The sequence below is a fragment of the Ancylobacter dichloromethanicus genome (assembly GCF_018390645.1).
GTDB lineage: Bacteria > Pseudomonadota > Alphaproteobacteria > Rhizobiales > Xanthobacteraceae > Ancylobacter > Ancylobacter dichloromethanicus.
Genome location: NZ_JAHBGC010000060.1, coordinates 5,049 through 18,975, shown reverse-complemented (window position 1 = coordinate 18,975; position 13,927 = coordinate 5,049). Strand labels below are relative to the sequence as shown.

At 70.6% G+C, this 13,927-nt stretch carries 11 protein-coding genes; 7 read left to right on the top strand and 4 right to left on the bottom strand.

What is annotated here, in order from left to right; genetic code table 11:
* Positions 1-301: 301 nt before the first annotated feature.
* Positions 302-1,633 carry a DUF3422 family protein gene (locus KHC23_RS23310; RefSeq protein ID WP_213376101.1) on the bottom strand — a complete coding sequence of 444 codons (1,332 nt, stop codon included), beginning with the start codon at positions 1,631-1,633 and terminating at the stop codon, positions 302-304.
* A gap of 304 nt (positions 1,634-1,937) precedes the next feature.
* Between KHC23_RS23310 and KHC23_RS23305 the strand changes: the two genes are divergently transcribed.
* Positions 1,938-2,813 (top strand): alpha/beta hydrolase family protein, encoded by an 876-nt coding sequence (locus tag KHC23_RS23305; RefSeq protein WP_213376100.1) that lies wholly within the window; start codon positions 1,938-1,940, stop codon positions 2,811-2,813.
* A 91-nt stretch (positions 2,814-2,904) separates the two neighbouring features.
* On the opposite strand, the gene KHC23_RS23300 is transcribed toward KHC23_RS23305, so the two are convergent.
* Entirely contained in the window at positions 2,905-3,303 is a 399-nt protein-coding gene (locus tag KHC23_RS23300; protein WP_213376099.1) for a hypothetical protein, read from the bottom strand.
* A 296-nt stretch (positions 3,304-3,599) separates the two neighbouring features.
* Here KHC23_RS23300 and KHC23_RS23295 point away from each other — a divergent pair, with 296 nt between their 5' ends.
* The 6 genes from KHC23_RS23295 to KHC23_RS23270 all read left to right on the top strand — a co-directional run bounded on the left by KHC23_RS23295 (position 3,600) and on the right by KHC23_RS23270 (position 11,199).
* Entirely contained in the window at positions 3,600-5,096 is a 1,497-nt protein-coding gene (locus tag KHC23_RS23295) for an FAD-linked oxidase C-terminal domain-containing protein (protein WP_213376098.1), read from the top strand.
* Positions 5,096-5,290: a hypothetical protein gene (locus KHC23_RS23290; protein ID WP_246544908.1), complete on the top strand. Its 195-nt coding sequence runs from the start codon at positions 5,096-5,098 to the stop codon at positions 5,288-5,290. Before KHC23_RS23295 ends, KHC23_RS23290 begins: the two co-directional genes overlap by 1 nt.
* A gap of 1 nt (position 5,291) precedes the next feature.
* Positions 5,292-6,524, top strand: a complete 1,233-nt coding sequence (locus KHC23_RS23285) for an FAD-binding protein (protein WP_213376097.1) — start codon at positions 5,292-5,294, stop codon at positions 6,522-6,524.
* A gap of 3 nt (positions 6,525-6,527) precedes the next feature.
* Positions 6,528-7,847 (top strand): glycolate oxidase subunit GlcF, encoded by a 1,320-nt coding sequence (gene glcF, locus KHC23_RS23280; protein WP_213376096.1) that lies wholly within the window; start codon positions 6,528-6,530, stop codon positions 7,845-7,847.
* A gap of 213 nt (positions 7,848-8,060) precedes the next feature.
* Positions 8,061-9,059: an asparaginase gene (locus KHC23_RS23275; RefSeq protein WP_213376095.1), complete on the top strand. Its 999-nt coding sequence runs from the start codon at positions 8,061-8,063 to the stop codon at positions 9,057-9,059.
* A gap of 115 nt (positions 9,060-9,174) precedes the next feature.
* Positions 9,175-11,199, top strand: coding sequence for a methyl-accepting chemotaxis protein (locus tag KHC23_RS23270; RefSeq protein ID WP_246544907.1), 2,025 nt, complete (start codon positions 9,175-9,177; stop codon positions 11,197-11,199).
* A 6-nt stretch (positions 11,200-11,205) separates the two neighbouring features.
* On the opposite strand, the gene mbfA is transcribed toward KHC23_RS23270, so the two are convergent.
* Positions 11,206-12,162 (bottom strand): iron exporter MbfA, encoded by a 957-nt coding sequence (gene mbfA / locus KHC23_RS23265; RefSeq protein WP_213376094.1) that lies wholly within the window; start codon positions 12,160-12,162, stop codon positions 11,206-11,208.
* A 224-nt stretch (positions 12,163-12,386) separates the two neighbouring features.
* Positions 12,387-13,927: polyribonucleotide nucleotidyltransferase (gene pnp, locus KHC23_RS23260; RefSeq protein WP_246544906.1), on the bottom strand; the 1,541-nt coding region annotated here is incomplete at its 5' end.

The following is a 13,927-nucleotide window of genomic DNA, read 5'->3' as shown; positions in this document are numbered from 1 at the left end:
GCCGGCCGCCACGGCGCCGCCGCGCACCAGCCCCTCGGCGCCGACCTCCACCGTGCAGAGCGCGCCTTCGCCGGCACCCGCGGCCACCGCCCCGGCGACGACCGCCCCGGCCCCGGCGGCGACCGCGCCCACGCCGGCACCGGACAACAGCCAGACCCAGTGGATCGGCGCCCCGGCGCCCTCGACCGGCGGGTTCTCGCAATAGGCCGGGCAATGACCGGCGATTGCCCTGGATAGGGAAAAGCCCCGGTGCGTCCGGGGCTTTTTCGTGCCGGCCGGCGTTTACCGCGCAGACGGGCGCTCAGGCGTCGTCCTCGGCATGGCCGCGCCGGATGCGGCGGACCACCGACCAGATCAGCAATACCGCGATCGGCACCGCGATGGCCGTGGTGACGCCGACATCGTAGTGCAGCCCGGCGGCCTCGGCGCGCGGGTGCAGCCCCTCCAGCGCGTAGTGCAGCAGGCTGATGACGTAATAGGAGATGGCGGCGACCGAGAGCCCTTCCACCGTCTGCTGCAGCCGCAGCTGCATGCGGGCGCGCTTGTTCATGCTGTGCAGCAGGTTGCGGTTCTGCTGCTCCAGTTCGACATCGACCCGGGTGCGCAGCAGGTTGGCGGCGCTGGTGAGCTTGACCGACAGATTGGCCTGGCGCTGCTCGATCGCCTGGCAGGTGCGCATCGCCGGTTGCAGCCGGCGCAGCAGGAACTGCTGCCAGGTGGGATAGCCGGAAATGGGCCGCTCGCCGATGGTGCGCAGCCGCGAGGAGACGATCTCCTCATAGGCGCGGGTGGCGCCGAAGCGGAACAGCGAGGCGGCGGCGTCGGCCTCCAGTTGCGCGGCGAGGCCGGTGAGCGCGTCCAGCAGCTTGTGGTTGGCGGCCAGACCCTCGCTCTGGCGCATCTGCTCGGTCAGCGTGGACAATTCGTTCTCGCTGTGCGCCACGGTGGGGGCGAGGCGCTGCGCCTCCGGCAGGCCGAGCAAGGCGAGGGTGCGGTAGGTCTCGATTTCCAGCACCCGCTGCACCAGCGCGCCGGCGGCGTCGTCGGTCATGCCGCGGTCGCGCACCAGGATGCGCACGAAGCCGGACGGGTCGGGCTGGAAGTCGGTGGCGATCTCGGCGAAGCCGTCCTCGACATCCGAGCGGGCGAGGCTGGTGCGGTCGAACAGCCGGTCGAGCGGCAGCGCGTCGGCGGTGTCGGTGACGAGGTGCAGGTCGACCGCGACCAGCAGCGGCCCCGGCTGGGGCAACTGGGTGAGCACGTCGGCGAGGCTGGCGCCGGAAGGCTGGAACGGCAGGCCGCCCTCCACCACGTCCTCGGCCGGCACCTCCCAGGTATAGGTGGTGAATTCGGCGTGACGCTCCCAGCGCAGCACGAAGCGGCCGAAGGCGACACGGTGCTGCTTGGCCTCGCGGTCCGGCGCCGGCTGGCCGCGCGCCATGCACAGGCTGGCGAAGGCGGCGCGGTCGGCGATCGCCTGCGCGCGGTCGACCAGGAAGGCGACGTGCAGGATGCGGGCGGGCGTCGACACCGGCACGAACGGGCGGGCATGCAGCTCCGCCAGTACCGGGGCGCGCAATGGATGGTCGTAGAAGGCCTTGCCGGCGGCGGGGCTCGCCTCGAATGCTGTCACCGAACCTGCTCCCTCACTCGCCCCCGTCACTTACCGTCGGGCCGGGGGAACTTCCGCGCCCCCCAGTGGGTTGCACGGGGACGGGGCGCTGGCAAGGGGCGCCGGCAAGGGGCGCGAGACGAAGCGCCCCGGCGGTCCTTATGCCGGGCGCCCGTGGCGTGCTGAAGACGGCGCCCCGCGTGCCGCGACGGAACTGTTGCCCTTGCGCATCAGACTTTCGGCAAAGCTGGGACACTTTAGAATCTGTTTGCAAGGGTCGAGGCCCCAGAGCATGAAGTCAGACGGTCATTTCGGGATTTGTGACATGAGATTCTCGCGGGTCTGGGCCGTGTGCCTCGCCGTTATTGCCGTTTTCGCCGTTGCCCTTGCCGTGCCGGCCCATGCGCAGTCCAAGCAGAACCAGCCCCGGGTCTACCTGCTACGCGGCCTCGCCAACATCTTCTCGCTCGGCATGGACGACCTCGCCGCCAAGCTCCGCGCGCGCGGCATCGAGGCGAGCGTGCACTCCTATGTCGACCTGGAGATGCTGAGCAACACCGCGATCGAGCAGGCCAAGGCCGGCAAGCGCCGCCCCTCGCCGGTGATCATCATCGGCCATTCGCTCGGCGCCGATGCCGCCGTCACCATGGGCAACCGGGTGGCCGCCGCCGGCGTGCCGGTGCCGCTGGTGGTGACCTTCGATCCCGTGACCGCCATGACCGCTTCGCCGAAGATCGGCAAGGTGGTGAATTATTACCAGTCCGGCGGCTCCGGCAAGCCGGTCTCCGGGCGGCGGGTGGAGAATATCGACCTGACCGGCTCGGGCGCGCTGAGCCATTTCAACATCGACAAGGCGGCCGAGCTGCACAACAAGGTCATCTCGATGATCCAGCGCGCGCCGCGCCCGCGCGCCGTCGCCTCCAAGCCGAAGCCGAAGCCGGTCGAGACCTCGCCGGCGGAAGCTTCGCCGGCCGCGGCGACCCCTGCGGCGACCGGCGCGCCCGCGGCCCCCGCCGCTGCCCTTCCCGACGCGACACCCGCGGCAATACCGGCGGCGGCCCCCGCCAGCGCCCCGGCCGCTCCCGCCGCCACCGGCTCCTCGACCTCCACCGGCACCAACCTGCCGGCCGCCGGCACCGAAACCGCGTCGGCGCCCAGCACCGCGGTGGCTCCGCCGGCCGGGGTCGGCACCTCCAACTAACTGACCACGGCGACGACCACGAAAACGGCGCGGGCCCGCAGGGGCGTCCGCGCCGTCGTCGTTTCAGGCGGGCCGTCTCGCGCGGGCCGCGTCAGGCCGGCCCGACCGAGAACACCACGAAAGTGTGCATCTCGCCGTCCTCGTCCTTCAGCGACACATATTCGCCCGGCAGGAAGGCGTGGTCGCCGAAGCGGTAGCCGGTCTCGTCGTCGTCGCTGGCCCCGGCCTCGTAGTCGAACACCCAGCTGGCGCCGGAGATGCCGCCCGCGCGGCGCACCAGCACGCCGCTTTCCGGCGCGTCATGGCCCCAGAAGCGGGTGACCGTGCACGCCTCGCGCTGGCTCTTCCACGCTTCGGCGTCGATATGGCCGCTGGCGTCCAGCGGGGCGACGAATTCATAGCCGTGGCGGGCGCTGCCATCGGGAAAATCCTTGGAGCGGGCAAGATGCAGGCGGATGCGCTGCAGTGTCCCGGTGGCGGCGTCGGTCATTATGTATCTCCCCTTGCCTGTGGCCGTGCGGCCGGCGGCGTGTTGCTGCCCGTGCCGCCGCGCGACCGGTCGAGCCCTATCCCCCTCAGGTGCGCCTGTACTTGATCGGGCGCAAGGGCGTTGCCGTCGCGCCTGCCGCGAGGCGCGGAAGGCCCGCCCGCCGCCCGCCTGAATTCATCCTTGGTCTAGTTTTTTTACCATAGGAAGGTTAGAGGCTTTTCCCTAGAATGGATCGAAACGGAAACGTCCCGCAAGAGACGTCCGTAAGCGAGAAACGTCTGTTTGGGAGGAGTGCCATGTCCGGTCTCGTCATGCCGGCGCCGAAGGCGGATGTGCTGGCCCGCCGCGCCCAGATCATCGCCGAGCTGCGCGCCATCGTGCCCGGCGAGGGGGTGATCGACACCGAGGCCGAGATGCGCCCGTTCGAGAGCGACGGGGTGACGGCCTATCGCCAGCTTCCCCTCGCCGTGGTGCTGCCTTCCACCACCGAACAGGTGTCGAAAGTGCTGGCCTATGCCAATGCCAACGGCATTCCGGTGGTGCCGCGCGGGGCCGGCACCTCGCTGTCCGGCGGCGCGCTGCCGCTGGAAGACGGCATCCTGCTCGGCATGGGCAAGTTCAACCGCATCCTCGACATCGACTTCGCCAACCGCGCCGTCGTCGCCCAGCCGGGGGTGACCAATCTCGGCATCACCCATGCGGTGGCGCATGAAGGCTTCTACTACGCGCCCGACCCCTCCTCGCAGATCGCCTGCACCATCGGCGGCAATGTGGGAGAGAATTCGGGGGGCGTGCACTGCCTGAAATACGGCCTGACCACCAACAACGTGCTCGGCGTCGAGATGGTGCTCATCACCGGCGAGATCGTGCGCATCGGCGGCAAGCACCTCGATTCCGGCGGGCTGGACCTGCTCGGCCTCATCGTCGGCTCGGAGGGGCTGCTCGGCGTGGTGACCGAGGTCACGGTGCGCATCCTGAAGAAGCCGGAGACGGCGCGCGCCGTGCTGCTGGGCTTTCCCTCCTCGGAGGCGGCGGGGGCGTGCGTGGCCGCCATCATCGCGGCGGGCGTCATTCCCGGCGGCATGGAGATGATGGACAAGATGATGGTGCACGCCGCCGAGGCGTTTCTCGGCGCCGGCTACCCGCTCGACGTCGAGGCGCTGCTGATCGTCGAGCTGGACGGGCCGGAGGCGGAGGTCAACCATCTGATCGACCGCGTCGCCGAGATCGGCAACGGGCTCGGCTGCATGACGCTGCGCGCCTCCACCAGCGAGGAGGAGCGCGTCGCCTTCTGGGCCGGACGCAAGGCGGCCTTCCCGGCGGTGGGGCGCATCTCGCCGGATTATCTGTGCATGGACGGCACCATTCCGCGCAAGGCGCTGCCGCTGGTGCTCAAGCGCATGGAGGAGATGTCGGAAAAATACGGGCTGCGCTGCGGCAATGTCTTCCACGCCGGCGACGGCAATCTGCACCCGCTGATCTGCTACGACGCCAACGTGCCGGGCGAGCTGGAGAAGGCGGAAGCCTTCGGCGCCGACATCCTTCTGCTCTGCGTCGAGGTGGGCGGCGTGCTCACCGGCGAGCACGGCGTGGGGGTGGAGAAGCGCGACCTCATGCCCTCCATGTTCAACGAGATCGACCTCGCCCATCAGGAACGGCTGAAATGCGCCTTCGATCCCGAGGCGCTGCTCAACCCCGGCAAGGTGTTCCCGGTGCTGCACCGCTGCGCCGAGCTGGGGCGCATGCATGTGTCGGGCGGCAAGCTGCCCTTCCCCGATTTGCCGCGCTTCTGATGGCCACCCTCCTCGTCCGCAACGCCGCCGTGCCGGGGCGGAGCGACATCGGCGCGCTGGCCCCACGCATGTGCGCGGATTTCTTCGCCCTGCGGCTCGACGACGTCGCCTTCGCCGGCGGGCTTGCCGACCCGGTGGTGGCCACGCACAACACGCATGCCGCGCGGCTCGCCGCGCTTTCCGGAGGTGCCTGAGATGAGCGAGAGGCTGTGTCCGCGCGACGAGGCCGAGGTGGTGGAGGCCGTGCGCTGGGCGGTGTCGAACGCGCGCACGCTGGACGTGGCCGGGGCCGGTTCCAAGGCCGCGCTCGGCCGTCACATCCAGACCGACGCCACGCTGGAGCTGAAGGGCCTTTCCGGCGTCACCCTCTATGAGCCGGAAGAGCTGGTGCTGAGCGCCAAGGCCGGCACCAAGGTGGCGGAGATCGAGGCGCTGGTCGCGGCGTCCAAGCAGATGCTGGCGTTCGAGCCGATGGATTTCGGCCCGCTGCTCGGCCTTGCCCCGGGTGGCGGCACGCTGGGCGGGCTGATCGCCTGCAACCTCGCCGGGCCGCGCCGGCCGAGCGCGGGGGCGGCGCGCGACCATGCGCTGGGCCTGCGCGCCGTCTCCGGCCGGGGCGAGGCGTTCAAGGCCGGCGGCCGGGTGGTGAAGAACGTCACCGGCTACGACCTGCCGCGCGGGTTGTCGGGCTCCTATGGCACGCTGGCCGCCTTCACCGAGCTGACCATCAAGGTGCTGCCGCGCCCCGAGACGGTGGAGACGCTGCTGGTGCTGGGCCTCGACGACGCGGCGGCGGCCGGGGTGATGAGCGCGGCGGTCGGCTCCTATTACGACGTCTCCGGCGCCGCGCATCTGCCGGCCGGGATCGCCGCGCGGATTCCCGCTGTCGCCGGGGCCGGGACGGGGGTGACGGCGCTGCGGCTGGAGGGGGTGAAGCCCTCGATCGTCCACCGGCGCGGCAAGCTGGAGGCGATGCTGGGCGCGCATGGCACGCTGTCCTTCCTCGACGAGGCGGCCTCGCTCGGCTTCTGGCGGGCGGTGCGGGATGTCGAGCCGTTCGCCCTGCCCGAGGGCGGCAGTCCCGACCGGGCGAAAGCCGTCTGGCGGGTCTCGGTGGCGCCGATGGCGGGAGCCTCGGTCGGCGCCGCGCTGCGCGAGGCCGGGGCGGCCTGCTTCTACGACTGGGCCGGCGGCCTGGTCTGGATCGAGATGCCGGGCAGCGCGCCCGACACGGCGCGGGTGCGCGCGGCGGTGGCGGGCGCGGGTGGCGGCCATGCGACGCTGATCCGCGCCTCGGCGGCGGCGCGCGCGGGCGAAGAGGTGTTCCAGCCGCTCGACCCGATCACCGGCGCGCTGATCAGCCGGATGAAGAATGGTTTCGACCCCGGGCGCGTGCTGAGCCCGGGCCGGATGTATGCGGGAGTGTGAGCGATGCAGACGAATTTCTCCCTCGCCCAGCTTGCCGACCCGCAGACCGCCCGCTCCGAACAGGTGCTGCGCGCGTGCGTGCATTGCGGCTTCTGCACCGCCACCTGCCCGACCTATGTGCTGCTGGGCGACGAACTCGATTCGCCGCGCGGGCGCATCTACCTGATCAAGGACATGCTGGAGAACGACCGGCCGGCGACGGTCGAGGTCGCCAAGCATATCGACCGCTGCCTGTCCTGCCTCTCCTGCATGACCACCTGCCCCTCGGGCGTGCACTATATGCACCTCGTCGACCATGCCCGCGACCATGTCGAGAAGACCTATAGACGCCCGCTGATGGACCGGCTGACCCGGGCGCTGCTGGCGCATGTGCTGCCCAGCCGGCGGCTGTTCCGCCTCGCCATCGGTGGGGCGATGCTGGCGCGGCCCTTCGCCGGGCTGTTCGCGGCGGTGCCGGGGATGAAGCCGATCGCCGCCATGCTGCGCCTCGCCCCCGCCCGGCCGGCGACCCGCTCGGCCGATGAGAGCGTGCGCCGCTTCGCCGCCACCGGCCCCCGCCGCGCCCGCGTCGCGCTGCTCGACGGCTGCGCCCAGCCGGTGCTGCGGCCGGCGATCGACGAGGCGGCGATCCGGCTGATGACCCGCATGGGGGTGGAGATCGTGCGGCCCGTGGGCGGGGGCTGCTGCGGCTCGCTGACCCACCACATGGGCAAGGAAGACCTGGCGCTGGCCAATGCCCGCGCCAATGTCGACGCCTGGTGGCGCGAGATCGAGGGCGAGGGGCTCGACGCCATCATCGTCACGACGTCCGGCTGCGGCACCACGATCAAGGATTACGGCCACATGCTGCGCACCGAGCCGGCCTATGCCGAGCGCGCGGCCAGGGTCTCGGCGCTGGCGAAGGATGTCAGCGAGTTCCTCGCCGGGCACGAGCTGCCGGCCCCGGTGATCGCTCCCGGCATCCGCGTCGCCTATCATTCCGCCTGCTCGCTGCAGCACGGCCAGCGCGTGCGCACCCCGCCCAAGGCGCTGCTGGCCAAAGCCGGCTTCACCGTGCTGGAGCCGGCCGAGGGGCATCTGTGCTGCGGCTCGGCCGGCACCTACAACATCCTGCAGCCGGAGATCGCGGAAAGGCTGCGTGCCCGCAAGGTCGCCAATATCGAGCGCACTGACCCGCAAGTGGTGGCCGCCGGCAATATCGGCTGCATGACGCAAATCGGCGGCGGCACCGCCCTGCCGGTGGTGCACACGGTGGAACTGCTCGACTGGGCCACCGGCGGCCCGATGCCGGCCGGGCTGGAGGGCCTGCGCGCGGCGGCGTGACGGCCTGACAGCAGGCGCGGCGGACGGCTATGATCGCGGCTCGTGGTTTTCCCGTCCTACCGGGATGGACCGTCATCCTGAGGTGCGCGCGTCAGCGCGCCTCGAAGGATGTCTGTTCGCCGGCGGATCCTTCGAGGCGCGGCCGGGGCCGGGCACCTCAGGATGACGTCGTTCCCGGGCGACGAAAACCGTTGCAGGAGAACTAGGTCTGCCATGCCCACCACCCCGCGTCCCCGTCTTCTCGTGCTCTCGCTCGGCGGCACCATCACCATGACCCAAAGCGCCGCCGGCGGCATCGCCCCGACGCTGGGCGCGGCCGAACTGGTGGCCGCCGTGCCCGGCCTCGCCGAACTGGCGGAGATCGAGGCACGCTCGCCGTTCAGGGTCGGCAGTGCCTCGCTCACGCTGGAGAACATCGTCGCGGTGGCCGCCGAGATCCGCGCCGGCTTCGCCCAGGGGGCCGACGGCGCCGTCGTCATCCAGGGCACCGACACGATCGAGGAGACCGCCTTCGCGCTCGACCTGCTGGTGCGCGACGCGCGGCCGGTGGTGGTGGTCGGCGCCATGCGCGGGCCGCAGCAGGCCGGCGCGGACGGGCCGGCGAACCTTCTCGCCGCCGCCATCGTCGCCACCAGCGCCGCCGCGCGCGGGCTCGGCACGCTGGTGGTGATGAATGACGAGGTCCACGCCGCCCGCTTCGTGCGCAAGGCGCACACCGCCCTCACCTCCGCTTTCGTCTCCGACATGGCCGGCCCGCTCGGGCTGGTGGCGGAGGGAGGCGTGCGGATTTTTTCCCGCGTCGCCGCCCCCGACCTGCCGGTGTTCGCCGACGCTGCCGGTTCGCTGCCGCCGGTGGCGCTCATCAAGATCGCCATGGGCGACGATGGCCGGCTGCTGCGCGCGGTGCCCGGCCTCGGCTTCGCCGGCCTCGTCATCGAGGGGGCGGGGGCCGGCCATGTTCCCGGCGCGATCGCCGCGCCGGTCGGCGAGGTGGCGGCGCAGCTGCCGGTGGTGCTGGCCAGCCGGACGCTCGCCGGCCCGGTGTTCGAGCGCACCTATGGCTATCCGGGCTCGGAGATCGACCTGATCGGGCGCGGGGCCATCCCCGCCGGGTTGCTCACGGGGGTGAAGGCGCGGCTGCTGCTGGCCCTCGCGCTCGCGGCCGGCTGGGAGCGCGCGCGGCTCGCCGGCGCCTTCGCCGCCTTCGGCTGAGCGAGGCGGGGCGTGGCATCGGGGCGCACGCCTTCGGGCGCGCCGCCCCGGCAAGTCCCGCACAAGCCACGTTGCCTTATGTGGCGCATCGTCAAAGGCTATCTGGAGGTGCTCCATGGGTACGATGCGTCTGGGCATCGCGCTGAAGCTCGGCATCGCGTCCGTGCTGCTCGTTCTTCTCTCCTGCGGGGTGCTGGTGAGCCGGCACCAGGCCATGTCGAGCATCGAGGCCGCCAATGCGGCGGCGGACCGGCAGGCCGACATCCTGGCGGAAAGCCAGCGGGTCGGCGAACTGCTCACCCGGATCAAGCTCAACGCCACCGAGATGCGGCTGTCCTTCGCCAATCCGGCAAACGAGACGCTGCTCGGCGAGGTCGACAAGGATATCGCTGCCGCCCAGGAGCGGCTCGACCGGCTGATGGTGCTGGAGACCCATGACGACGACCGCGAGGTGTTCCGCAAGCTGAAGCAGATGCTGGCCGACATCGGCGTGGTGACGGCCGAGGTGCATGCCTCCGAGCTGGCGCAGATGCGCATGGTCGAGGCCCGCCCGGGGCTGGCGATACGCGCGCGCACCAACTTCTCCACCCTTGCCGGGCAGATGCTGGAACTCGACCAGCCGGACATGGCCAGCAACCTGCAGCCGCTGGAGCAACTGGTCGACAACATCAACCTCGCCGCCTCCACCTACATGCTGGAAGGCGACGCCAAGCAGCTCAAGCGGCTGAAATCCATGCAGAACCGGGTCGCCACCATCCTCGCCGATGTCGGCCAGCAGCTGGGCGACAACCCGCAGGTGGCTCTGACCATCGAGACCGCGCGAACCGACTTCGACGCCTATCAGCGCCTGATCGACGAGAACCTGGCCGAACTCGCCAACCGCACCCGGCTGGTGACGGAGCGGGCCGAGCCGCTGATGAGCGAGGCCACCCGCGATCTGACCGAGGTGGTGGCGGAAACGACGGCGCAGGCCAAGGAGGCGGAAATGCTGGCCGGCGAGGCGCTGGCGGACGGCATGGCGCGCATCCTGCTGTTCTCGGCCATTGCCATTCTCGCGGCGATCCTGGCCGGCGCCTATTCCTTCCTCGGCATCGCCCGGCCGGTGCGCGAGGTGAGCGCGGCGATGGAGCAGGTCTCCGCCGGCGATCTCGGTACCGTCATCCCCCATGCCGGGCGCGCCGACGAAATTGGCGAGCAGGCCCGCGCGCTGACGGTGTTCCGCGACGGGCTGGCCGAGGCCGAGCGCCAGCGCGAGCAGGCGCGGCTCGCCGCGCTCATCGCCGCCGAGAGCCGGCGGACCGAGATGCGCCAGCTCGCCGACCAGTTCGAGACCGCGGTCGGGGCGGTGGTGGACATGGTGGCGAACGCGGCCAGCGAGCTGCAGGCGGCCTCGGAAGGGCTCAACGCCACGGCGGAGGAAGCGACCACCCAGACCGCTGCGGTGGCGGCGGCGGCGCAGCTCGCCACCGTGAACGTCCAGACCGTCGCCTCGGCGATGGAGGAGCTCTCCGCCGCCGCGCGGGAGATCGGCGACCGACTGCAGCATTCCACCGCGATGACCGAGCGCGCGGTGGGCGAGGTCGAGGTCACCAGCGGCCAGATGAACGAGCTGAAGGCCTCGGCCGAGCAGATCGGCAACATTACCGGGCTGATCGATTCCATCGCCGGCCAGACTAACCTGCTGGCGCTCAACGCCACGATCGAATCCGCCCGTGCGGGCGAGGCCGGCCGGGGCTTCGCCGTGGTGGCGCAGGAGGTGAAGGCGCTGGCCAACCAGACCGCGCAGGCCACCGCCGGCATTTCCGACCGCATTTCCGGGATTCAGGAATCGACCGGCGACGTGCTGGGCTCGATCACCGGCTTCAGCCACACCATCGCGGAGTTGCGCAACACCGCGGCGGCGATCGCGGCGGCGATGACCGAGCAGCACGCCACCACGGCGGAGGTCGCCCGCTCGATCCAGCAGGCGGCCAGCGGGGCGCAGGAGGTCACCAGCAACATCTCCGCCGTCGAGCGGGCGGCGCAGGCCTCTTCCTCCGCCGCCCAGCGGGTGCTGAACTCGGCCCGCGACCTGTCGCTGCAGGCGGTTACGCTGCGCCGCGAGGTGAACGGCTTCGTCGATATGGTGCGCGCGGGCTGAGCGGCCTCAGGAACTGCCGATGAGGATGCCGGCGGCCAGCACGAGGATGCCGCCGAGCACCACCTGGACGAGGGCCGAGCCGAACGGCGTCTCCATGTAGTGGGTGCGCACATAGGCGATGGCGGCGAGTTCCACCGCGACGACCACGCCGGCGACCGCCGTGGCGGTCCAGAAATCGGGGATCAGATAGGGCAGGGTGTGGCCGAGCCCGCCCAGCATGGTCATCACGCCGCAGGCGATGCCGCGCGGCCACGGGCTGCCGCGGCCGGTGATGGCGCCGTCGTCGGAGAGTCCCTCGGTGAGGCCCATGGAGATGCCGGCGCCGATCGAGGCGGCGAGGCCGACCAGGAAGGCGGCCCAGCTGTCCTGGGTGGCGAAGGCGGCGGCGAAGATCGGCGCCAGCGTGGAGATCGAGCCGTCGATCAGCCCGGCCAACCCCGGCTGGACGATCTGCAGCACGAAGATGCGGTGGGCGGTGTCCTCTTCGGCCTGCCTGGCGCCGCTCGCCTCGAGCCGGCCGCCGAGTTCCTGCGCCAGCGTCTCGTGCTCCCCCTCGGCCTCGGCGAGGTCGGCGAGCAGCTGGCGGGTCTCGGCGTCGCGGGCGCGGGCGGCGGCCTTGATGTAGAATTGCTGCGCCTCGTATTCCATCAATTCGGCCTGCCGGCGCACGGCGTCGATGCGCAGCGTCTCCAGCAGCCAGATCGGGTCGCGCCTGAGGAAGCCCTTCACGTCCTGCCGGGTGATGTAGGGCAGCTCGCCGCCGAACCTGGCGCTGTAGAGCTTGTGCAGCGCGTGGCGGTGGCCGTGCTCCTCCTGCGCCATGCGCTCGAACATCGCCGCCGTCGCCGGATAATCGGCCTTCAGCCGGCTGGCGAACTGGAGGTAGATGCGTGCATCCTCCTCCTCATTGGAGATGGCGAGGGCGAGGATCTCGGCCTCGTTGAGATCGGAGAAGCGTTTCATGACACACCCGGATAATGATTAGAATAATTCTAATCTAAACTTTCCGGGGTGTCGATGGCCTGACAGGCGGGCCTGCCCCGCGCCTGGGGCAGGTGACAAACGAAACGGGGCGCCCGAAGGCGCCCCGCTGAAACATTGAGAGCGGCGCCCGAAGGCACCCCGCTGAAACATCAAGAGTGGCGCCCGAAGGCGCGCCCCAAGAGACGGCGGACGTCGGCGGCCGATCACTCGGCGGCGCCGGCCTCGGCTTCCTCGGCCGGCTTGGCCTTGGCGTCGAGGTCCTCGCCGGTCTCCTGATCGACGACCTTCATCGACAGCCGGGTCTTGCCGCGCTCGTCGAAGCCGAGCAGCTTGACCTTCACCTTGTCGCCTTCCTTGACGACGTCGGACGGCTTGGCCACCCGCTCCTTGGCGAGCTGCGAGACGTGCACGAGGCCGTCCTTGGCGCCGAAGAAGTTCACGAAGGCGCCGAAATCGACGACCTTGACCACCGTGCCCTCGTAGATCTGGCCGATCTCGGGCTCGGAGGCGATGGACTTGATCCAGTTCAGCGCCGCCTTGATCGATTCGCCGGAGGCGGAGGCGACCTTCACCGTGCCGTCGTCCTCGATGTTGATCTTGGCGCCGGTCTTCTCGACGATCTCGCGGATCACCTTGCCGCCGGTGCCGATCACTTCACGGATCTTGTCGACCGGGATCTGGATCACCTCGATGCGCGGGGCATGCTCGCCGAGCTCGGAACGGGCGCCGGTGAGCGCCTTGTTCATCTCGCCGAGAATGTGCGCGCGGCCATCCTTCGCCTGGCTGAGGGCGACCTTCATGATCTCCTCGGTGATGCCGGCGATCTTGATGTCCATCTGCAGGGCGGTGACGCCGTTGTCGGTGCCGGCCACCTTGAAGTCCATGTCGCCGAGGTGATCCTCGTCGCCGAGAATGTCGGAGAGCACGGCGAACTTCTCACCCTCGAGGATGAGGCCCATGGCGATGCCGGCCACCGGACGGCGCATCGGCACGCCGGCGTCCATCAGCGCGAGCGAGGTGCCGCAGACGGTCGCCATCGAGGAGGAGCCGTTCGACTCCAGGATCTCGGAGACGGCGCGCAGCGTGTAGGGGAACTCGTGCGCGGGCGGCAGCAGCGGGCGGATGGCGCGCCAGGCTAGCTTGCCATGGCCGATTTCGCGGCGCCCGGGAGAGCCGGTGCGGCCGGTCTCGCCGACCGAGAAGGGAGGGAAGTTGTAGTGCAGCAGGAAGCGCTCCTTGTAGGTGCCTTCCAGGCTGTCGATGAACTGCTCGTCCTCGCCGGTGCCGAGGGTGGCGACGACCAGGGCCTGCGTCTCGCCGCGGGTGAACAGCGCCGAGCCATGGGCCCGCGGCAGCACGCCGACTTCCGACACGATGGGGCGGACGGTCTTGGTGTCGCGGCCGTCGATGCGGATCCCCTCGTCGAGGATGGTCCAGCGCACGATCTTGGCTTCGAGCTCCTTCAGCACCTCGGCCAGCACCTGCGCGTCCGGCACGTCCTTGCCTTCGGCGGCGAGGGCGGCGTAATGCGCCTTGGCCTTGGATTTGGCGGCGGCGATCGCCTCGTAGCGGTCCTGCTTGCGGGCGATCTTGTAGGCCGCGCGCATGTCCGTCTCGATCAGCCCGCGCAGCTCGGCTTCCAGCGCCGAATGGTCCGGCGCGGTGTAGTCGCGCGGCTCCTTGGCGGCCTTCTCGGCGAGGCGGATGATGGCGTCGATCACCGGCTGGAAGTGGCGGTGGCCGA

Coding starts and splice junctions, on each gene's coding strand:
- KHC23_RS23300 (WP_213376099.1), bottom strand. CDS start 3,303: ATGACCGACGCCGCCACCGGGACACTGCAGCGCATCCGCCTGCATCTT.
- KHC23_RS23305 (WP_213376100.1), top strand. CDS start 1,938: ATGAGATTCTCGCGGGTCTGGGCCGTGTGCCTCGCCGTTATTGCCGTT.
- glcF (WP_213376096.1), top strand. CDS start 6,528: ATGCAGACGAATTTCTCCCTCGCCCAGCTTGCCGACCCGCAGACCGCC.
- KHC23_RS23285 (WP_213376097.1), top strand. CDS start 5,292: ATGAGCGAGAGGCTGTGTCCGCGCGACGAGGCCGAGGTGGTGGAGGCC.
- KHC23_RS23270 (WP_246544907.1), top strand. CDS start 9,175: ATGGGTACGATGCGTCTGGGCATCGCGCTGAAGCTCGGCATCGCGTCC.
- mbfA (WP_213376094.1), bottom strand. CDS start 12,162: ATGAAACGCTTCTCCGATCTCAACGAGGCCGAGATCCTCGCCCTCGCC.
- KHC23_RS23290 (WP_246544908.1), top strand. CDS start 5,096: ATGGCCACCCTCCTCGTCCGCAACGCCGCCGTGCCGGGGCGGAGCGAC.
- KHC23_RS23275 (WP_213376095.1), top strand. CDS start 8,061: ATGCCCACCACCCCGCGTCCCCGTCTTCTCGTGCTCTCGCTCGGCGGC.
- KHC23_RS23295 (WP_213376098.1), top strand. CDS start 3,600: ATGTCCGGTCTCGTCATGCCGGCGCCGAAGGCGGATGTGCTGGCCCGC.